The following is a 20039-nucleotide window of genomic DNA, read 5'->3' as shown; positions in this document are numbered from 1 at the left end:
GTCCCTCCGTCTATTTCTTGCGGTCGAGAAATCCCTGCATCAGCCGCTGCGGCTCGCCGGTCACGAAGGACTTTCCGAATACGCCGACGCTGAGATTGACCGACTCCGTCAGCGGCAGCTCTTCCCACTGGCGCAGCAGCGCCTTCTGCGCGCGCAGTGCTTCGGGTCCGCATTCGAGCAGCGCTTTCACCGTATGCTCCACCGCAGCTTCGAGGCCGCCTTGCTTGGCGACCATGTCGACCAGGCCCCAGGCGAGCGCGGTCGGCGCGTCGATGTTCTCCGCCGTCATGACCAGCCAGCGGGCGCGGCCCCAGCCAATCAGCCGCGGCAACAGGGCGGCATGGATCACCGAGGGGATGCCGACACGCACCTCCGGCATGCCGAATTTGGCGTCATGGGCGGCAATGCGGAAATCGCAGGCGGCGGCGACCTCGAGGCCGCCACCGAGGCACCAGCCGGGAAGCCGCGCGATCACGGGTGCAGGAAAGTTGCGCACGGCCTCGCAGAGGTCGCGCAGCCGCGTGATGAAGGCTTCGGCGGATTTCTGGTCGAGCCGCGCCATCTCCTCGATGTCGGCGCCGCCGATCATGCTCTTCTCGCTCTGGCCGGCGAGGATGACCGCGCGGATGTCCTTGTCGCCGGCGAGCCTCTCAAACCCTTCGCGCACGGCATCGGTCACGGCGGACGAGAGGATGTTGAGAGAGCCTGCGTTGCAGATCGACAGGCGAACGACGCCTCGATCGTCGCGGTCGACCCCACAATGCGGATTGAGCATTTCCATTTTGTTTTTCCGGACGTGTTCGGGACGGTTACGCCACTTCCAAGGACATTGCGCCGGCTTGTCAAGGGCAGGCGGGCGAGGGGCGTTGCGCGGCGGCACACGCCGATATAGAATGATGATCATAATTTAAAAGGAGCCGTCATGACCACGACCGACACCGTCGATCTGTTTTCGCTCGATACCCGCAGGCACCGGGTAGTGGACTGGCAGGCGCCGGGGCCTGTGGCCAGGGCGGCCTCCGGGATGTCCGGGCTGGAGACGATGTGCGCGATCCGCGACGGCATCCTGCCACCGCCGCCGATGGCCCGATTGATCGGCTTTGAGATGCGCGTCGCTGAACCCGGCCGGATCGTGATGGAACTGGATCCGGATGAAAGCCTCGAAAATACCATCGGACTGCTCCATGGCGCGACGGCCGCGGCGCTGCTGGATACCGCCATGGGTTGCGCCATTGCCACCATGCAGCCGGCGGGGCAGACCTCGGTCACGCTGGACCTCAAGCTGACCTATCTGCGGCCGTTGTCGGTACGGTCAGGCGCGGTCTCGGCGGAAGGCAAAGTGGTAAAACTCGGCCGCCAGACCAGCTATGCCGAAGGCTTCGTCCGCGACGGCGCGGGCAATCTTGCAGTGCACGCGACCGCCACATTCACGATGATCGGCGGTGAAAAGGCGAAATAGATGCAGCTTTTCGCCCGCGCAACTGCTATTATATGACTGCAGACATTTCATGGGACGCCTCGATGCGCTATTCGAAAGAGCACAAGCAGGAGACCCACGCGCGGATCGTGAAGAAGGCCTCGGTGCGGCTTCGCGAAAAGGGCGCGCATGGCATCGGCGTCGCCGACCTGATGAAGGAGGCCGGCCTGACCCATGGCGGCTTCTACGCGCATTTCGATTCCCGCGAGGCGCTGGTGATCGAGGCCTTCGCCTATGCAATGGACCGCTCCGTCGAGCATTGGCGCGCGATCGCTGCTGAAACGCCGCTGGAGAAGCGGCTCTCGACGATCGTCGATTCCTATGTCTCGACGGTGCATCGCGACGATCCCGGCCGCGGCTGCGCGGTCCCCACGCTCGGCGCCGAGATCGCCCGCGAAAGCGCAAAGACCCGCAAGGCCTTCAGCGCCAAGCTCGAACAGTTGATCGATGTGATGGCCGAACAGATTCTGGATGTGCCGCGAAAGACGGCGCGCAAGCAGGCCATGGGCACGCTGGCGACCATGATGGGCGCCCTGGTGATGTCCCGCGTCGCGGGCAGCGGTGAATTATCGGACGAAATCCTCGCCGCCGGCCGCGAGGCGGCGCTGGCCCGTGCCGAGGCGACCAAGCCAGCCGTGAAGAAGGCGCGGGCGAAGGCGAATTGATTGTAGGGTGGGCAAAGGCGCTCTTGCGCCGTGCCCACCATCTTTCCGCGATCGTCGTCTGGAATGGTGGGCACGCTGCGCTTTGCCCACCCTACAAATTCACCGCCCGCCAAACAGCGCGCGTTCACCCTCCACCGTCTCGTGGATGTAATCGGCGACCGCGCGAATGCGCGCCAGATCCTTGCTGTCGGCGTGCATCAGCATCCAGAAGCTGCGCAAAATCCTGATCTCGTCAGGCAATACCGGGCGCAATTCCGGATGCGTCGTCGCCATGAAGTGGGGCAGCACCGCGATGCCGAAGCCCGCGATGGTGGCGTTGAGCTGCGCGATCAGATTGGCGCTGCGGAATTTGGCGGAAATTTTTGGCGAGACCTGGGGCAGATAGTCCAGTTCCGGCGTGAACAGCAATTCCTCGATGTAGCCGACGAAGCGATGCCCGGGCAGGTCGCCACGCGATACGATCTTCGGCGCGCGGTCGAGATAGGCGGGCGCGGCATAGAGCCCGAGGCTGTAGTCGAGCAGCTTGCGCCCGACGATGCGGCCTTCCTTGGGCATCGTCAGGCTGATCGCAATATCGGCCTCGCGCTTCGACAGGCTGAACAGCCGCGCGGTGGCGACGAGCTGCAAATCGAGATCGGGATACCGCTCGGTGAACTTCACCAGCCGCGAGGCCAGGAAGTGGCTGCCGAACCCGTCGGGGGCGCCGATCCGGACCGTGCCGGTGAGCTGGGCGCGCGAGCCGCCGACCGCCTCCTGGTTGGCGACGATGGTCGATTCCATCGCTTCCGCGCTGTCGGCAACACGCTGGCCGGCTTCGGTCAGGAGATATCCGGTCTTGCGGCGATCGAACAGTTTTGCCGAGAGATGCCGTTCCAGGCGGTCGACACGCCGGATCACTGTGGCATGATCGACCGCAAGCTGCTTGGCGGCAGCGGAAACCGATCCGCCGCGGACGATCGCCAGCACGAAACGGAAGTCATCCCAATCGATCGTCTTGGTGCCTTGATCCAGCATTTCCGCACATCTATGGTGCAATATATCGGACTTGTATCCTAAGAAATGCAGGTCAAAAAGGGCTCCAAAGCGAACCATCCGGACCCTTAGGGAGATTATTCATGCGCTCAATCGGACATTTCATCGGCGGCAAAGAGGTCAAGGGCACGTCCGGGCGGACGGCCGACGTTTTCGAGCCGATGACCGGGGACGTCCAGGCCAAGGTCGCGCTGGCCTCCAAGGCCGAGGTTCGCGCCGCCGTCGAGAACGCCAGGGACGCCCAGGTCGAATGGGCCAACACCAATCCGCAGCGCCGCGCGCGCGTCATGATGAAGTTCCTCGAACTGGCGCAGCGCGATTACGACAAGCTTGCCGACGTGCTGGCACGCGAACACGGCAAGACCGTTCCCGACGCCAAGGGCGACATCCAGCGCGGCCTGGAGGTCGTCGAGTTCGCCTGCGGCATTCCGCATCTGATGAAGGGCGAATACACCGAAGGCGCCGGCCCCGGCATCGACATCTATTCGATGCGGCAGCCGTTGGGCGTGGTCGCCGGCATCACCCCGTTCAATTTCCCGGCGATGATTCCGATGTGGAAGTTCGCACCCGCGATCGCCTGCGGCAACGCCTTCATCCTGAAGCCGTCCGAGCGCGATCCCGGCGTGCCGATGATGCTGGCGGCACTGATGATCGAGGCTGGGCTGCCGCCCGGCGTGCTCAACGTCGTCAACGGCGACAAGGAGGCGGTCGATGCCATTCTCGACGATCCCGACATCAAGGCGGTCGGCTTCGTCGGCTCCTCGCCGATCGCGCAATATATCTACGAGCGTGCCGCCGCCACCGGCAAGCGTGCGCAGTGTTTTGGCGGCGCCAAGAACCACGCCATCGTCATGCCCGATGCCGACATGGATCAGACCGTCGATGCCTTGATCGGCGCGGGCTACGGTTCGGCCGGTGAGCGCTGCATGGCGATTTCGGTGGCGGTGCCCGTCGGCAAGCCCACCGCCGACCGGCTGATGGAAAAGCTGATCCCGCGAGTCGAGAGCCTGAAGATCGGCACTTCGATCGATCCCTCTGCCGATTACGGTCCGCTGGTGACGAAAGAGGCGCTCAATCGCGTCAGGAACTATGTCGAGATCGGCATCAAGGAGGGCGCGACGCTCGCCGTCGACGGCCGCGGCTTCAAGATGCAGGGCTATGAAAACGGCTTCTACATGGGTGGCTGCCTGTTCGACAACGTCACCAAGGACATGCGCATCTACAAGGAAGAGATCTTTGGACCCGTCCTGTCGGTGGTGCGCGCCCACGACTACAAGGAAGCCCTCGCGCTGCCGTCGGATCATGACTACGGCAACGGCGTTGCAATCTTCACCCGCGACGGCGACGCCGCCCGCGACTTCGCCGCCAAGGTCAATGTCGGCATGGTCGGCATCAACGTGCCGATCCCGGTTCCGATCGCGTATTACACCTTCGGCGGCTGGAAGAAGTCCGGCTTCGGCGATCTCAACCAGCATGGTCCGGATTCGATCCGCTTCTATACCAAGACCAAGACGATCACCTCGCGCTGGCCGTCCGGCGTCAAGGAGGGCGCGGAGTTCTCGATCCCGACCATGAACTGACGGTATAGCCCAAGCCGTCATTGCGAGCGCAGCGAAGCAATCCATATTGCCGCGAAAAGGAAGAATGGATTGCTTCGTCGCTTCAGCGCAAAATTGCTTCGCAATTTTGTCGCGAGCTCCTCGCAATGACGAAAAAAATGAGCAGCCCAGAATGCATTTCGCTCTCGACGAGGACCAGATCGCAGTCCGCGACATGGCGCGGGCGTTTGCGGCCGAGAAGATCGCGCCGCATGCGCTGCGCTGGGACGAGGAGAAGCATTTTCCGGTCGACGTGATGCGGGAAGCGGCCACGCTCGGCATGGGCGGCATCTACATCAAGGACGACGTCGGCGGCTCCGGCATGACCCGCTTCGACGCCGCGCTGATCTTCGAGGCGCTGGCGCAGGGGTGCCCGACCGTGTCGGCCTTCATCTCGATCCACAACATGGCGTCGTGGATGATCGACGCCTATGGCAACGACACCCAGCGGCAAAAGTGGCTGCCGAAGCTTTGTACGATGGAACTGATCGCAAGCTACTGCCTCACCGAGCCGGGCGCCGGCTCGGACGCCGCGGCGCTGCGGACCCGCGCGGTACGTGAGGGCGATCATTACGTCTTGAACGGGCAGAAGCAGTTCATTTCAGGCGCCGGGGGCACCGATCTGCTGGTGGCGATGGTACGGACGGGCGGTGATGGTCCTGGCGGAGTTTCAACGCTCGTCATCGACGGAAAGACACCGGGGGTGTCTTTCGGCGCCAACGAGCGCAAGATGGGTTGGAACGCGCAACCGACCCGCGCGGTGATCTTCGAGAATGCCCGCGTGCCGGTCGAGAACCGGTTGGGCGACGAGGGCATCGGCTTCAAGATCGCGATGGCCGGGCTCGACGGCGGCCGCATCAATATCGCGGCATGTTCACTCGGCGGCGCGCAAAGCGCGCTGGAGAAGTCATTGGCCTATATGAAGGAACGCAAAGCCTTCGGAAAACGCCTCGACGAATTCCAGGCGCTGCAGTTTCGCCTGGCCGACATGGCAACCGAACTGGAGGCGGCGCGAACCTTTGTGTGGCGTGCCGCCGCCGCCCTCGACCGCAAGGATGCGGACGCGACCATGTTGTGCGCGATGGCCAAGCGTTTTGGCACCGACGTCGGTTTCGAGGTCGCCAACCAGGCGCTGCAACTGCACGGCGGCTACGGCTACTTAAGCGAATACGGCATCGAGAAGATCGTGCGCGATCTGCGCGTGCACCAGATTCTAGAAGGGACCAACGAGATCATGCGGCTGATCGTGTCGCGCAAGCTGATCGAGGGTGCGCGATGACAGCGATCGCCGCAGCCGCACTCATCGAAGGTGACCTGATCGCGCAGCGCGAGGGATCCTGCGGCGTGATCCGGCTGAACCGGCCGAAGGCGATCAATGCCGTGACGCTGGAGATGTTTCGCGACGTCGACAAGGCGCTCGACGCGTTCGAGGTAGACCCGGCCGTGTCCGTGATCCTGCTGGAAGGTGCGGGCGAGCGCGGCCTGTGCGCCGGCGGCGACATCCGCGCGCTCTGGGAAAGCTCGAAGGTGAAGGGCGACCTCGGCAAAATCCTGTGGCGGGAGGAATACATCCTCAACGCCCGCATCAAGAAATTCCCCAAGCCTTATGTGTCCTTCATGGACGGCATCGTGATGGGCGGCGGCGTCGGGCTGTCGGCGCACAGCAGTCACCGCGTGGTGACGGAAAAAACAAAGCTCGCGATGCCTGAAGTGGGGCTCGGTTTCTTCCCCGATGTCGGCGGCACCTGGCTGTTGTCGCATTCGCCGGGAGAGATCGGGACTTATTTCGGATTGACCGGGCAGACCATGAATGGTCCGGACGCGATCCATGCCAAATTTGCCGATGCAGTCGTTCTCTCCGCCAAACTGCCTGCCTTGCGCGAGGCTCTTACCAAGGTACAGGCCGGGATCACTTCCTCAGAGGTCAAAACCTTGATCGCGGGTTTTGCGACGGGCGAGACCGCGGGTCCCGTCGCGGCGACGCAGGACAAGATCGATCGTTGGTTCGCTCACGACCGGATGGAAGACATCATCGCGGCCTTGCAGCGGGACGGGTCGGAGTTGGCGCTTTCAACGCTGAAGACGCTGAACGAGAAATCGCCGCGCGGCATGGTGGTGACGCTGAAACTGTTGCGGCTGGCGCGCAAGTCAAGCTCGCTGGAGGAATGCCTGGTGCGGGAATATCGCGCCGCGCTGGAAGTCTTTGCCAGTGATGATTTTCGCGAGGGCGTGCGCGCTGCCGTGATCGACAAGGATCGGAGTCCAAAATGGTCGCCGCCGCGCGTTGAAGATGTCACGCCGGAAATGGTTGCGCCTTATTTCGCCGAGATCGGCATCGACGAACTGAAGTTTCCCTGATCAGAACAGAAAAATTCCAAGCGGAGGATTCGAGATGACAAATATCGCATTCATTGGCCTCGGCAACATGGGCGGACCGATGGCGGCCAATCTGGTCAAGGCCGGCCACAAGGTCACCGCGTTCGATCTGGTGGCGGCCTCACGCGATCAGGCCAAAGCCGACGGCGCCGCCATCGCGGAGAGCTCCGTGGCCTCGGTCAAGGGCGCCGAAATCGTCATCACCATGCTGCCTGCGGGCAAGCATGTGCTGTCGGTGTGGAGCGAAGTGATCCCGGCGATGGCCAAGGGCACGCTGATCATCGATTGCTCGACCATCGACGTCGAAAGCGCCAAGCAGGCGCATGCGCTGGCCGCAAAAAGCGGGATGCTATCGGTCGACGCACCGGTGTCGGGTGGAACCGGCGGTGCCAAGGGCGCCACGCTCACTTTCATGTGCGGCGGCGAGGACAAGGCGTTCGCGGCGGCAAAACCCGTGCTGGAGAACATGGGCAAGAAGCTCGTGCATTGCGGCGGCGCGGGTGCGGGGCAGGCGGCCAAGATCTGCAACAACATGATCCTGGGCATTTCCATGATCGGGGTCGGCGAGGCCTTTGCGCTGGCGGAAAAGCTCGGCCTGTCGCATCAGGCGCTGTTCGACGTCGCCTCGACCTCCTCAGGCCAATGCTGGGCGCTGACGTCGTATTGCCCGGTGCCCGGCCCGGTGCCGGCCTCGCCCGCCAATAACGGCTACAAGCCGGGTTTTGCCTCGGCGCTGATGGTGAAGGACCTGACGCTGGCGCAGGACGCGGCCAACGCCGCCGGGGCCGTGACGCCTCTGGGCAAGCACGCGCAGGAGATCTACAAGGCCTTCGACGCCGCCGGCCATGGCGGGGTGGATTTTTCCGGGATTATCCAGCACGTTCGGAGCCTCGCCGGGAAATAGCCACCGTCGTCACCCTGAGGTGCGAGCACTTGCGAGCCTCGAAGGGTGACTTGGTCGGTGCGCGCGGCCCATCCTTCGAGACGCCGCTTCGCGGCTCCTCAGGATGACGGTCGAAGGCGTGGAGAGGCCGATTAAGGGACCAGCATGACGACTTTCCAGGATGCGCGCGCCTTTCTGCTCAAGCACCGCACCGATTACGATGCGGCCGTAAAAGGATTTCGCTGGCCGGACCCTGTACCCTTCAACTGGGCGCTGGACTGGTTCGATGCGGAACTCGCTGGGAATGCCGACAGCCGGGACCGCACCGCGCTCTGGATCGTCGATGCCGGCGACAAGGAAACAAAGCTCTCCTTCGCAGCGCTGTCGCGGCGGTCCAACCAGGTCGCAAACTTCCTGCGCGCGCAGGGGCTCAAGCGCGGCGATCACCTGTTGCTGCTGCTCGGCAATGTCGTGCCGCTGTGGGAGACGATGCTGGCAGCGATGAAGCTCGGCGTGGTCGTGATCCCCGCCACCACGCTGCTGACCCCTGACGAATTGCGCGACCGGCTCGATCGCGGCAAGGCGAGGGTGGTGGTGGCGTCACAGGATCAGGTGGCGAAGTTCGCGGGCCTCGGCAGCGAAAACCTGGTCCGCATCGTCGTCGGCGCGACGTCGAAGCACGACGGCTGGCTGCCGTTCGAGCAGGCGGCGAGTGCGCCCGAAACCTTTGCGCCTGACGGTCCAACCAACGCCGACGATCCGATGTTGCTCTATTTCACCTCGGGCACCACGGCAAAACCAAAGCTGGTGCGGCACAGCCAGCGCAGCTATCCCGTCGGCGCGCTGTCGACGATGTTCTGGCTCGGCCTGCAGCCGGGCGACGTACACCTTAACATCTCCTCGCCCGGCTGGGCCAAGCATGCCTGGAGCTGCTTCTTCGCGCCCTGGAACGCCGGCGCCACCGTGTTCGTGGTCAACCAGCCGCGCTTCGATGCCAAGGCGTTGCTCGCGACCGTCGGCCGCTGCGGCGTCACCACGCTATGCGCGCCGCCGACGGTGTGGCGGCTGTTCATCCAGGAAAGGCTGGCCGACTTCAAGGTAAGCCTGCGCGAGGTCTGCGGCGCGGGCGAGCCGCTCAACCCCGAGGTGATCGACCAGGTGAAGGCGGCGTGGGGCCTGACTATCCGCGACGGCTACGGCCAGACCGAAACCACGGCGCTTGCCGGCAACTCGCCGGGCCAGAAGGTCAAGGTCGGTTCGATGGGCCGCCCGCTGCCGGGCTATCGCGTGCAGATCACCGACAATGACGGCCACGTCACCAAGGAGGGCGAAGTAACGCTGGTGCTCGGCGCCGATCGTCCGGCCGGCCTGATGCAGGGCTATCAGGGCGAGGACGGCAAACTGAGCGGCGCGGACGGCGATCTCTACCGCAGCGGCGACGTGGTGTTCGCCGACGACGAGGGTTATCTGACCTTCGTCGGCCGTTCCGACGACGTGTTCAAATCCTCCGACTACCGCATCAGCCCGTTCGAGCTGGAGAGCGTGCTGCTGGAGCACGAATCGGTTGCGGAAGCCGCGGTCGTGCCGAGCCCCGATCCGATCCGGCTCGCGATCCCGAAGGCCTATGTGCTGCTGGTGTCGGGCGTGGAACGTTCGCCCGAAACCGCGCTGTCGATCTTCAAGCATCTGCACACCCGGCTCGCGCCGTTCAAGCGGATCCGCAAGATCGAACTGGTGACGGAGCTGCCGAAGACGATCTCCGGAAAGATCCGCCGCGTCCAGTTGCGCCGGCTCGAACATGATAATGTCAGAAGCGACGCGCTGCGCGGATCGGAATTCCGCGAAGACGAATTCCCGGAGCTGCAGAAGGTGCGGACCGCCGGGTTGGAGAGTTAATCCATGAATGAAGTCTGGAAGAAGCCGCCGGTCTCGTTTGAGGCCTATCAGGCCATGGTCGGCAAGGAGATCGGGGTGTCGTCCTGGCACCTGATCGACCAGAATCGGATCAACGTCTATGCCGACGTGATCGAGGACCATCAGTTCATCCATGTCGATCCGGAGCGCGCGAAGAAGGAAACCGCGTTCGGCAATACCATCGCGCATGGCTTCCTCACGATGTCCCTGATGAGCATCATGTCCTATGAGGTGATGCCGGTAATCGAGGGCACCGCGATGGGCGTCAATTACGGCTTTGACAAGCTGCGCTTCCTCTCGCCGGTGCGCGCGGGCTCGCGGGTCCGCGGCCGATTCACGCTCATGGAAGCCAAGCTGCGCAAGCCGAAGGAGCTGCAGTCGCGCACCAATGTCACCGTCGAAATCGAGGGCGAGGATAAGCCCGCTTTGGTCGCCGACTGGATCGGCCTGATCTATTTCGAGTAACCTCTGTACGTCATGGCCGGGCTTGTCCCGGCCATCCACGTCTTGCTATGCAGCAACCAAGAAGACGTGGATGCCCGGCACAAGGCCGGGCATGACGAGAGAAACCCACATCCAGGAATTCCACTCATGGCAATCAGGTTTGACGGACGTGTCGCTATCGTTACCGGCGCGGGCAATGGTCTGGGACGGGCGCATGCGCTGGGGCTGGCGAGCCGCGGCGCCAAGGTGGTGGTCAACGATTTCGGCGGCGCGCGCGACGGCACCGGCGGGTCGCTGACGCCGGCCGAAACCGTAGTCGAGGAGATCCGCAGAGCGGGTGGCACAGCGATGGCCGACGGCGCCGACGTCTCGAAGTTCGGACAAGTCACGGCGATGGTCGAGCGGGCTACGAAGGAGTGGGGCAGCGTTGATCTCCTGTGCGCCAACGCTGGCATTCTCCGCGACAAGTCGTTCGCAAAAATGGACATCGCCGACTTTGCCAAAGTACTCGATGTTCATCTCGTCGGCACGTTTTACTGCTGCAAGGCGGTATGGGAGGGTATGCGCGAGCGCAACTATGGCCGCATCGTGCTGACGACTTCGTCGTCGGGCCTGTTCGGCAATTTCGGCCAGGCCAATTACGGCGCCGCCAAAGCCGGAATCGTCGGCCTGATGAACGTGTTGGCCGAGGAAGGCCGCAAGAACAACATCCGCGTCAACACGATCTCGCCGACGGCTGCGACCCGGATGACCGAGGAATTGCTGCCGCCGCAGGCGCTGGCGCTGATGCGGCCCGAGGCGATTACGCCTGCGGTGGAATTCTTGCTCAGCGAGGACGCGCCGACCCGCACCATCATGGGCGCGGGCGCGGGCTCGTTCGCGGTGATCAAGATCATCGAGACCGAAGGCATCAATCTGGCCCAGTCCGACTGGACCCCCGATGCCATCGCGGCGCATTTTGCCGAGATCGACGATGTCTCGAAGGCCAAGGCGCTGCAGGGCGCGTTCGAGCAGACGCAGAAATACGTCGCCCAGGCTGCGGCAAGGGCGGGGATCAAGCTGTAGATTGTGGGCGTCATTCCGGGGCGATGCGAAGCATCGAACCCGGAATCTCGAGATTCCGGGTCTGGTCCTTCGGACCATCCCGGAATGACGTTCTTCTCTTTGGCCGACGAATCCGGCCTAGACTCGCACCATGTCATTGCCCTCACAACACGTCGCTGTCATCGGTGCCGGCCCCGCCGGCCTGATGGCAGCCGAAGTGCTCGCGCAGGGCGGCGCCTACGTCGTCGTCTACGATGCGATGCCGTCGGCCGGCCGCAAGTTCCTGATGGCGGGACGAGGCGGGCTGAACCTCACGCATAGCGAGCCGCTGCCGGCATTTCTCGCGCGCTACCGGGAGGCGATGCCGCATCTGAAAGCGGCCATCGAAGCATTCCCGCCGGAGGCGTTGCGCGACTGGAGCGGAGCGCTGGGGCAGGAGACTTTTGTCGGCTCCAGCGGGCGAGTGTTTCCGAAAGCGTTCAAGGCGTCGCCCTTGCTGCGCGCTTGGTTGCGGCGGCTCGACGCTATGGGCGTAAAATTGGCGCTGCGTCACCGCTGGACCGGCTGGGACGAGCAGGGCCGTCTTCGTTTTCGAACACCGGATGAACCGCACGTCGTCGAGGTAAACGCGACGGTACTGGCGCTCGGCGGCGCAAGCTGGCCGCGGCTCGGGTCTGATGGCGTGTGGATGGAGACACTGGCGGCGAGAGGCGTGAAGATATCGCCGCTGCGACCGGCCAATTCCGGTTTCATCGTCGCCTGGTCGGACATCTTTCGCGAACGCTTCGAAGGACAGCCGCTCAAGGGTATCGCGCTGACGTTCGATCGACACACGGTACGCGGTGAAGCCATCATCACCCGTACCGGCATTGAAGGTGGCGCAGTCTACGTTCTATCCGCCGAATTGCGCGAGGCAATCCTGCGCGATGGAATGGCAACGCTGAACGTCGCCCTGCGTCCCGAAGCGGAGATTGGCGAACTGACCGCGAAATTGTCGGTCGCGAAGGGCAAGCAGTCCTTCTCGAATTTCCTCCGCAAGGCCGCAAATCTCTCACCCGTCGCGATCGGCCTGTTGCAGGAGGCCGCCAAAGCATCCGGAATATCGCTGGCATCGCTTTCGCCCGTTGATCTTGCCCGCTTGATCCAGGCGGTACCCGTGCGGCTTAGCGGTGTGTCTCCAATCGCGCGCGCGATTTCAACTGCGGGCGGAATATCATTCGATGAACTCGATACTGATTTCATGCTCCGCCGCTTGCCGGGCGTATTTGTGGCGGGCGAAATGCTGGATTGGGAAGCGCCGACCGGCGGCTATCTGCTGCAGGCGTCGTTTGCGACCGGGGCGGCGGCCGGGCGGGGGACGCTGAAATGGCTTGGCCGAAAAATCTAACCCCGTCATTGCGAGCGAAGCGAAGCAATCCATCTTGCGGCATAAAGAAAGAATGGATTGCTTCGTCGCTGCGCTCCTCGCAATGACGGTGGGAAGCGCGGATGCCTACCGCAACTTCCCGCGCGCCGCGACCGGCAGCGTGCCGATGATTTCGTCGCCGCGCACCATCACCACTTCGTCCATCATGTTGACGACGACGCAGACATGGTTCGGCACGATCCGCACGACGTCGCCGACGACGGGCCTGGTGTTACTGCGGGCCAGATCGAGGAAGCCGTGCTCTTCCGCAAAGCGCGCGATCTTCGCCTCGGGGTGCTCCAGGATCAGCCCATGACCTTCTAGCCCGCCGCCGGTATCGGACGTCAGCGTCTTGGAGCCGGCGTCGAGGATGCCGCGGTCCGGCCCGGCCCGGCTGACCACGGTGGAATAGATGTTGAGCGCACAATCGTCCCATTCAGCGACGCCAGCAGCGACCTGCATGCGGTCGTTGTAGATATAGGTACCGGGCCGGTGCTCGGTCGCGCCCTTGAGTTTGCCGAGGTTTTTGAGGTTCGGCGAGCCGCCGGTTGAAACCATCGTCGCATCGAGCCCGTGGGCGCGGACGCCGGCCAGCGCTTCGTCAAAGAACTTCTGCGCTTCCGTCCAGCCGGTTTCGGTTGGATACAGCATGAAGCCCGCAAACTTCAGTCCCTTGGAGGCAGCAATCTCGCGCGCTAGCGCAATGGCCTCGCCGGGCGTTTCGACGCCGGCGCGCTTGCGCCCGGTGTCGCATTCCACCACGACCGAGAGCGGACGGCCGGAAGCGGCGGCGGCCTGCGGCAGGCCCGCGATCACGACCGAATTGTCGGCGGCGACCGTCATGTTGGCCTTGGCCTGCAGCGCGGCGAGACGGGCCATCTTCTCCTCGCCGATCAGATTGTAGCTGATCAGGATGTCGTCGATGCCGGCTTCCGCCATCACCTCGGCCTCGCCGAGTTTCTGGCAGGTGATGCCCTTGGCGCCGGCCGCAATCTGCATCTGTGCCAGCAAGGGGCTCTTGTGGGTTTTGATATGCGGCCGGTTGGCGACGCCTGCGGTGTCGCAGGCCACCTGGATGCGCGCAATGTTGCGCTCGACCCGGTCCATGTCGATCACGGCGCATGGCGTGCCGTATTCCCGGGCGATCTTGGCGGCGAGGGGCGTTGTCATGCTCTTCTCTCTTGAATTCGTAGGATGGGTAGAGCGCAGCGAAACCCATCAACATTGTCAACGGTACATGATGGGTATCGCTTCGCTCCACCCATCCTACGCTCAGGCCTGTTCTATCTCTTCCCGCAGCACTTCCAGTTCCAGCCAGCGGTCTTCGGCCGCAGCAAGCTCTTCCTGCGCCTTTGCCATCGCCGCGGAGGCCGCGTCGAATTTCTTGCGATCCTTGGTGTAGAGGTCGGGATCGTCAAGCAGCTTTTGCTGTTTGGCAATCTCGGCCTGCAACTTTGCGATTGTTTTCGGCAGGGTTTCCAGCGCGTGCTTCTCGTTGAAGTTCAGCCGCCGCTTGGGCGCCTCAGACGGGGCGGCAGCCCTGGTTTCCTTCTTTTCCTCGACGGCAGTTATATTCGGAGCTTCGCGCGCGAGATCTTCGCCGCGCTGCGCCAGCATGTCGGTGTAGCCGCCGGCATATTCGATCCAGCGGCCATCGCCTTCGGGCACGATCACGGACGTGACCACCCGATCGAGGAAATCGCGATCGTGGCTGATCAGGATCACCGTGCCCTCGTAGTCGCCGAGCATCTCCTCCAGCACGTCGAGGGTTTCGAGGTCGAGATCGTTGGTCGGCTCGTCGAGCACCAGCAGGTTGGAGGGCTTTGCAAGCGCACGTGCCAGCATCAACCGGCCGCGCTCGCCGCCGGAGAGCACCTCCAGCGGCGTGCGCATCTGCTCCTGCGCGAACAGAAAATCCTTCATGTAGCTCGCGACGTGCTTCGGCTTGCCGCCGACCATGACGTGGTCGCCGCGCCCGCCGGTCAGCGCCTCGGCCAGCGTCGATTTGGGGTCGAGGCTTTCGCGGTGCTGGTCGAGCGTCGCCATCTCGATATTGGCGCCGAGCCGGATCGTGCCGCTGTCAGGCGGGCTGCCGCCGGTCAGCATCTCGATCAGCGTGGTCTTGCCGGCGCCGTTCGGGCCGACGATGCCGATTCGGTCGCCGCGCTGGACGCGGATCGAAAAGCTATCGACGATGGTGCGATCGCCATAGGCCTTGCTGATGTTCTTGGCCTCGATGACCAGCTTGCCGGATTTGTCGGCCTCTGCCGCGGCGAGGTTGGCATTGCCGGTCGCGCCGCGATAATTGCGCCGCTGGTCGCGCAGCGCATGCAGATTGCCGAGCCGCTTGACGTTGCGCTTGCGGCGGCCGGAGACGCCGTAGCGCAGCCAGTGTTCTTCGTTGACGATCTTGCGGTCGAGCTTGTGCTGGTCGCGCTCTTCTTCCGCCAGCACCTCGTCGCGCCAGGCCTCGAACGCCGAGAAGCCGCGGTCGATCTGCCGGATCTGGCCGCGGTCGAGCCAGGCGGTGGAGCGCGAGAGATTGGAGAGGAAGCGGCGATCATGGCTGATGATGACCAGCGCACATCTTCGACTTTCCAACTCGTGCTCCAGCCATTCGATGGTCGGAAGGTCGAGATGGTTGGTTGGCTCGTCCAGCAGCAGAATGTCGGGCGAGGGCGCCAGCACCCGCGCCAGCGCGGCGCGGCGGGCCTCGCCGCCCGAGACATGCGCCGGATCTTCGTCGCCGTGCAGCCCGAGTTGCTCCACCAGATAGCGCGCCTGGTAATGATCGTCGCCGGGGCCGAGGCCGGCCTCGACATAGGCCAGCGTCGTCTTGTGGTCGCCGAAATCAGGCTCCTGCGGCAGATAGCGGATGGTGGCGCCGGGTTGCACGAAGCGGCTGCCGCCGTCGGGCTCGACCAGGCCAGCGGCGATCTTGAGCAGCGTCGATTTGCCCGAGCCGTTGCGGCCGATCAGGCAGACGCGCTCGCCCGACGACACCGACAACTCGACGCCCGACAGCAGCGGCGTGCCACCGAACGTCAGCCTGATATCCTTCAACTGGATCAGCGGCGGCGCCATCGTTCGCTTTAACCTTGATCTTGCGCGGGCTGTTGCGCCCGCTGGCGCTGGATGCGGCGGATGGTCTGGTCGAGCGCCGACAAAAATGCCGAGCGGTCGCGCGGGGAGTAGGATTTCGGGCCGCCGGTGACTTCACCGGATGAGCGCAGGTCGGTCATCAAATTGCGCACCGCCAGCGTCATGCCAATGGATTGTTCGGTGAACGGCTTGCCATTCGGCGCGATCACGTCAGCGCCTGCTTTCACGCAGCGGCTGGCGAGCGGGATATCCGAGGTAATAACGATATCGCCTTTGCCGGCGCGCTCCGCGATCCAGTCATCGGCGGCATCCATTCCGGAACCGGCTGCGATGCGCTCGATCAACTGGTCCTGCGGCACGCGGATGAAATTTCCCGCGACCACGCTGACCGGCAGGCCGTGCCGGATCGCGACGCGATAGATCTCGTCCTTCACCGGGCAGGCGTCGGCATCGACATAGATGCGGGTTGGGTTCACGTCAGGCATATTCTCGGCAGCGTTTTCTTGCCCGCGGGTGGTAGCCTATTCGATACCCGAATGCGAGGAAAACAGGGGTGGGAACACGCTTGCCACGGTACATTCTTTGCGTACGATAAACGGCTGAAAACAACCAAGAATAAGAGGAAACCGGCATGACCATCGCGCCGTACCGCGTCCAGGCCTACAACACCGCAAAACAATCCGAAAACAAGATGCATGACGACACCGTGGCAAAGCGGTTCGGATTCTCGGGCGGGCTGGTCCCGGGCGTCGACGTGATGGCCTACATGATGCACCAGCCGGTCGCAAAATGGGGCCGCGCCTTTCTCGAACGCGGCCTGATCGACGCCCGTTTCATCAAGCCGGTCTATGATGGCGAACTCGCAGAGCTGACGGCGGAGGAAAGCAACGGTGTGCTTTCGATAGAAGTGCAGAGCCGCGGCGAGCTTTGCGCCACTGGCACCGCGTCATTGCCGGCATCCGTGCCGGCGTTTTCGATCGCAGACTACAAGGAAGTCGCGGCCGTAGCGGAGCGCAAGCCGGTCAACGCCGCTACCTACGAAGTCGGCAAATGGCTCGGCACCGCGCCGCTCGACTGGGCGGACGGGGCGGCCAGCGAATATCTCGAAAATATCAGGGAAGCCGATCCGATCTACGCCAGGGAAGGTCTCGGTCATCCCGGCCTGCTGCAACGGGTGATGAACCGGGCGCTGGTCGACAACGCCATCCTGGGCCCGTGGATTCACGTCGGCAGCCGCATGCAGCTCTTGTCGGCGGCGAAGACGGGCGATGTGATCACCGCCCGCGCAAACGTTATCGGCAATTACGACAAGAAGGGCCACCGTTTCGTCGAGCTCGACGCCCTGGTCGTCAGCAACGGCCAGACGCCGCTGGCGCATTGCCATCACGTTGCGATCTACCAGCCGCGAGAGCAGGCGGCGGCGTAGGACGCGACGACTCGCGCTGTCATTCCCCGCAAAGGCGGGGAATCCAGTACGCCGCGGCTTCTCGGTTCAATCGCTGACGTCTCTGGAATACTGGATCGCCCGGTCAAGGCCGGGCGATGACGATTGTGTGTTTGGCGGGCGACGTTCAATTACCTCACGCCGCCTTCGCCTTCGCATCCTGGATCGCGCGCCACACCCGTTCCGGCGTCAGCGGCATGTCGATATGGGTGATCCCATACTCCGACAGCGCGTCGACCACCGCGTTGACGATGCAGACGAGGCTGCCGGCGCAGCCGGCTTCGCCGCAGCCTTTGGTGCCCAGCGGATTGGATTTTGCGGGCGAGGGATGGTCGCCGACTTCCATCGGCGGGATGTCCTCCGCGCGCGGCAAAGCGTAGTCCATGAACGAGCCGGTAATCGGCTGGCCGCTGGAATCGTAGCTGACCTGCTCCATCAGCGCCTGGCCGATCCCTTGCGCCACGCCGCCATGCAACTGGCCGGCGACGATCATCGGATTGACGACAGTGCCGAAATCGTTGACGGCGAAATAGCGCACGATTTGCACGACGCCGGTCTCGGGATCGATTTCGACTTCCGCGACATGGCAGCCATTGGGGAAGGTCGACGGCGTGTCCTTGGTGGCGTGGTCGACGTCGAGCGACAGCGGCACGCCCTCGGGCATCCTGCCTTCGCGCATGCGCTGCGCCAGTTCCATGATGCCGATCGAGCGGTCGGTGCCGGCGATGGTGAAGCGGCCTTGTGCGAATTCGATATCGCCTTCGGACGCTTCCATCAGATGCGCGGCGGCCTGCTTGCCCTTTGCGATCACGAGCGCGGAGGCCTCCACGATTGCCTGACCGGTCGCCGTGATCGAGCGCGAGCCGCCGGTGCCGTTGCCGAAACGGACGAGATCGCTGTCGTTCTGCTCCAGCGTGATCTTTTCGAAGGGGACGCCGAGCTGCGCCGACAGCACCTGGGCGAACGGCGTGGCGTGGCCCTGGCCGTAATCGAGCGTGCCGGTCGTCAGCTTCACCGAACCGTCAGGCTCGAAGGTGATCTTGCCGAGTTCGCCGCTCGGCGGCGCGGTGACCTCGAGGTAGGAGCCGACGGCGATGCCGCGCAGCTTGCCGCTCTTCCTGCTCTCCTTCTTCCGCCTGGCAAAGTTGGCGTGGTCGGAAATCTCCAGCGCCTTGTTGAAGACGCCGGCGAAATCGCCGCTGTCATAGGTGACGCCAGAGGCCGCCGCGAACGGCAGTTGCGACGGCTTGATGAAGTTGCGCTTGCGCAGCGTGAGGCGGTTGATGCCCATCTCGTCGGCGGCGCGGTCGATCAGCCTTTCCATGTAGTAATTGGCTTCGGGTCGGCCGGCGCCGCGATAGGCGCCCATCAGCGTGGTGTTGGTCAAAACCGTCTTGATGTCGACGCCGAGCAGCGGCGTGCGGTAGACGCTCGCGAGATTCTTGCCGGTGTTGAGCGACAGCGGCCCCGGCGCCACGCCGGTGATGTAGGCGCCGAGATTGCCGTAGCCTTGCAGGCGCACCGCCAAAAATTTGCCTTCGGCATCGAGCGCCAGTTCGGCGTGAATGAGCTGCGCGCGGCCGTGGCTGTCGGAGAGGAAGCTGGTCGAGCGCTCATCGGTCCATTTCACCGGGCGGCCCAGCGCCTTCGCCGCGTGCAGGATGCAGGTATATTCGGGATAGCTGACGTTCTTCATGCCGAAGGAGCCGCCGACATTGGCGGTCAGGATGCGAACCTTGTCGTTCGGCACGTTGAGGATTCTTGCCAGCGTCACCTTGTTGCCGGAGACACCTTGCGTCGGCACCTGCAGCGTGAAGCGTTCGGCCGCCTTGTCGAAGGCGGCCAGCGCCACGCGCGGCTCCATCGACACCACGGCAACGCGGGTGTTGACGATGTCGAGTTTGGTCACATGCGCAGCCGCTGCAAACGCCGCGTCGATCTTCGCGCTGTCGCCATAGTGATAATCGAGCGCGACGTTGTTCGGGATGTGATCGTAGAGTTGCGGCGCGCCGGGCTTGGCGGCCTCCGCGGCATCGGTCACGGTGGGCAGCGGCTCGATGTCGAGTTCGACGGCCTCCGCCGCATCGCGCGCCTGCGCCGGCGTTTCCGCGACCACAAAGGCCACGGGGTCGCCGACAAAGCGCACCTTGTCGGTCGCCAGCGCCGGACGGTTGGTCTGCAACAGCGGCGAGCCGTCCCGGCTCTTCAAGGGCAGGCCGCAGGTAAAGGGGGCGTAGCCGGCGGCTTCCAGGTCCCTGCCGGTCCAGACGCCGAGCACGCCGGGCAGGGCCTTGGCGGCGGCCGTGTTGATCCCCTTGATGATCCCGTGGGCATGGCTGGAGCGCACCATCCAGCAATAGGCCTGGCCGGGCAGGGTGAAATCGTCGGTATATTTACCCTTGCCGCGCACCAGCGTGTCGTCTTCCTTGCGGCGCACCGGCTGCCCCACTCCGTATTTTTGCAGTGCGATAGCGTTGTCCAGGGAGGAGGCCGGCGTGTGATCTTGCATCGAAAACACCTGAAATGCTGGATTTTCTTGGATTTTCCCGGTTCCGCGGGTTCCTGCTCAGATAACGTACCGCTTAACGCCCGACAACGCCTGATTGGGCATAGTCCTATGTGAAGGGTTGTTGCGTAGCCCCTTGGCGCTGCTAA

At 63.9% G+C, this 20039-nt stretch carries 17 protein-coding genes; 11 read left to right on the top strand and 6 right to left on the bottom strand.

The genetic code is table 11. The annotated features are described in order from the left end of the window. Positions 1-10: 10 nt before the first annotated feature. The gene (locus JQ624_RS26465) at positions 11-781 is read right to left on the bottom strand and encodes an enoyl-CoA hydratase (protein WP_212421848.1); all 771 of its coding nucleotides are present in this window, start codon (positions 779-781) and stop codon (positions 11-13) included. 141 nt (positions 782-922) lie between these two features. On the opposite strand from JQ624_RS26465, the gene JQ624_RS26460 reads away from it, so the two are divergent. Together JQ624_RS26460 and JQ624_RS26455 are read left to right on the top strand one after the other, a co-directional pair. Further along, positions 923-1459, top strand: a complete 537-nt coding sequence (locus JQ624_RS26460; protein WP_212421847.1) for a PaaI family thioesterase — start codon at positions 923-925, stop codon at positions 1457-1459. A 62-nt stretch (positions 1460-1521) separates the two neighbouring features. Next, positions 1522-2142: a TetR/AcrR family transcriptional regulator gene (locus JQ624_RS26455; RefSeq protein ID WP_212421846.1), complete on the top strand. Its 621-nt coding sequence runs from the start codon at positions 1522-1524 to the stop codon at positions 2140-2142. A gap of 99 nt (positions 2143-2241) precedes the next feature. Here the strand turns inward: JQ624_RS26455 and JQ624_RS26450 are convergent, their stop codons facing one another. Then, positions 2242-3156 (bottom strand): LysR family transcriptional regulator, encoded by a 915-nt coding sequence (locus JQ624_RS26450; protein WP_212421845.1) that lies wholly within the window; start codon positions 3154-3156, stop codon positions 2242-2244. A gap of 101 nt (positions 3157-3257) precedes the next feature. On the opposite strand from JQ624_RS26450, the gene JQ624_RS26445 reads away from it, so the two are divergent. The 8 genes from JQ624_RS26445 (at position 3258) to JQ624_RS26410 (ending at position 12820) form a co-directional block, all read left to right on the top strand. Then, positions 3258-4754: a CoA-acylating methylmalonate-semialdehyde dehydrogenase gene (locus JQ624_RS26445; protein ID WP_212421844.1), complete on the top strand. Its 1497-nt coding sequence runs from the start codon at positions 3258-3260 to the stop codon at positions 4752-4754. 151 nt (positions 4755-4905) lie between these two features. Continuing rightward, positions 4906-6051 (top strand): isobutyryl-CoA dehydrogenase, encoded by a 1146-nt coding sequence (locus tag JQ624_RS26440; protein WP_212421843.1) that lies wholly within the window; start codon positions 4906-4908, stop codon positions 6049-6051. Continuing rightward, a complete protein-coding gene (locus tag JQ624_RS26435; protein WP_212421842.1) occupies positions 6048-7130 on the top strand; it encodes an enoyl-CoA hydratase/isomerase family protein in 1083 nt (360 codons plus the stop codon). Before JQ624_RS26440 ends, JQ624_RS26435 begins: the two co-directional genes overlap by 4 nt. A gap of 34 nt (positions 7131-7164) precedes the next feature. Beyond that, positions 7165-8052, top strand: a complete 888-nt coding sequence (gene mmsB, locus JQ624_RS26430; protein ID WP_212421841.1) for a 3-hydroxyisobutyrate dehydrogenase — start codon at positions 7165-7167, stop codon at positions 8050-8052. A 144-nt stretch (positions 8053-8196) separates the two neighbouring features. After that, a complete protein-coding gene (locus JQ624_RS26425) occupies positions 8197-9927 on the top strand; it encodes an AMP-binding protein (RefSeq protein ID WP_212421840.1) in 1731 nt (576 codons plus the stop codon). A 3-nt stretch (positions 9928-9930) separates the two neighbouring features. Next, positions 9931-10410 (top strand): MaoC family dehydratase, encoded by a 480-nt coding sequence (locus tag JQ624_RS26420; protein ID WP_212421839.1) that lies wholly within the window; start codon positions 9931-9933, stop codon positions 10408-10410. A gap of 126 nt (positions 10411-10536) precedes the next feature. Continuing rightward, complete coding sequence (locus tag JQ624_RS26415) at positions 10537-11454, top strand: SDR family NAD(P)-dependent oxidoreductase (RefSeq protein ID WP_212421838.1); 918 nt, start codon at positions 10537-10539, stop codon at positions 11452-11454. Between the two features lie 130 nt (positions 11455-11584). Then, positions 11585-12820 carry a TIGR03862 family flavoprotein gene (locus JQ624_RS26410; protein ID WP_212421837.1) on the top strand — a complete coding sequence of 412 codons (1236 nt, stop codon included), beginning with the start codon at positions 11585-11587 and terminating at the stop codon, positions 12818-12820. Positions 12821-12925: 105 nt separating this feature from the next. On the opposite strand, the gene JQ624_RS26405 is transcribed toward JQ624_RS26410, so the two are convergent. From JQ624_RS26405 to JQ624_RS26395, 3 genes are all read right to left on the bottom strand, one after another. After that, positions 12926-14008 carry a D-TA family PLP-dependent enzyme gene (locus JQ624_RS26405; protein WP_212421836.1) on the bottom strand — a complete coding sequence of 361 codons (1083 nt, stop codon included), beginning with the start codon at positions 14006-14008 and terminating at the stop codon, positions 12926-12928. 102 nt (positions 14009-14110) lie between these two features. Continuing rightward, a complete protein-coding gene (locus tag JQ624_RS26400; RefSeq protein WP_212421835.1) occupies positions 14111-15922 on the bottom strand; it encodes an ABC-F family ATP-binding cassette domain-containing protein in 1812 nt (603 codons plus the stop codon). Positions 15923-15930: 8 nt separating this feature from the next. Continuing rightward, on the bottom strand, positions 15931-16416 hold the full coding sequence (locus tag JQ624_RS26395) for a YaiI/YqxD family protein (RefSeq protein ID WP_312014499.1): 486 nt from the start codon (positions 16414-16416) through the stop codon (positions 15931-15933). Positions 16417-16571: 155 nt separating this feature from the next. Here JQ624_RS26395 and JQ624_RS26390 point away from each other — a divergent pair, with 155 nt between their 5' ends. Continuing rightward, entirely contained in the window at positions 16572-17366 is a 795-nt protein-coding gene (locus tag JQ624_RS26390) for a hypothetical protein (RefSeq protein ID WP_212421833.1), read from the top strand. Positions 17367-17520: 154 nt separating this feature from the next. Here the strand turns inward: JQ624_RS26390 and JQ624_RS26385 are convergent, their stop codons facing one another. After that, positions 17521-19893 carry a xanthine dehydrogenase family protein molybdopterin-binding subunit gene (locus JQ624_RS26385; protein ID WP_212421832.1) on the bottom strand — a complete coding sequence of 791 codons (2373 nt, stop codon included), beginning with the start codon at positions 19891-19893 and terminating at the stop codon, positions 17521-17523. Positions 19894-20039: the final 146 nt, after the last annotated feature.

This window comes from Bradyrhizobium sp. AUGA SZCCT0283 (assembly GCF_018130385.1).
Lineage (GTDB): Bacteria > Pseudomonadota > Alphaproteobacteria > Rhizobiales > Xanthobacteraceae > Bradyrhizobium.
This window is presented reverse-complemented; position numbering and strand designations above follow the sequence as displayed.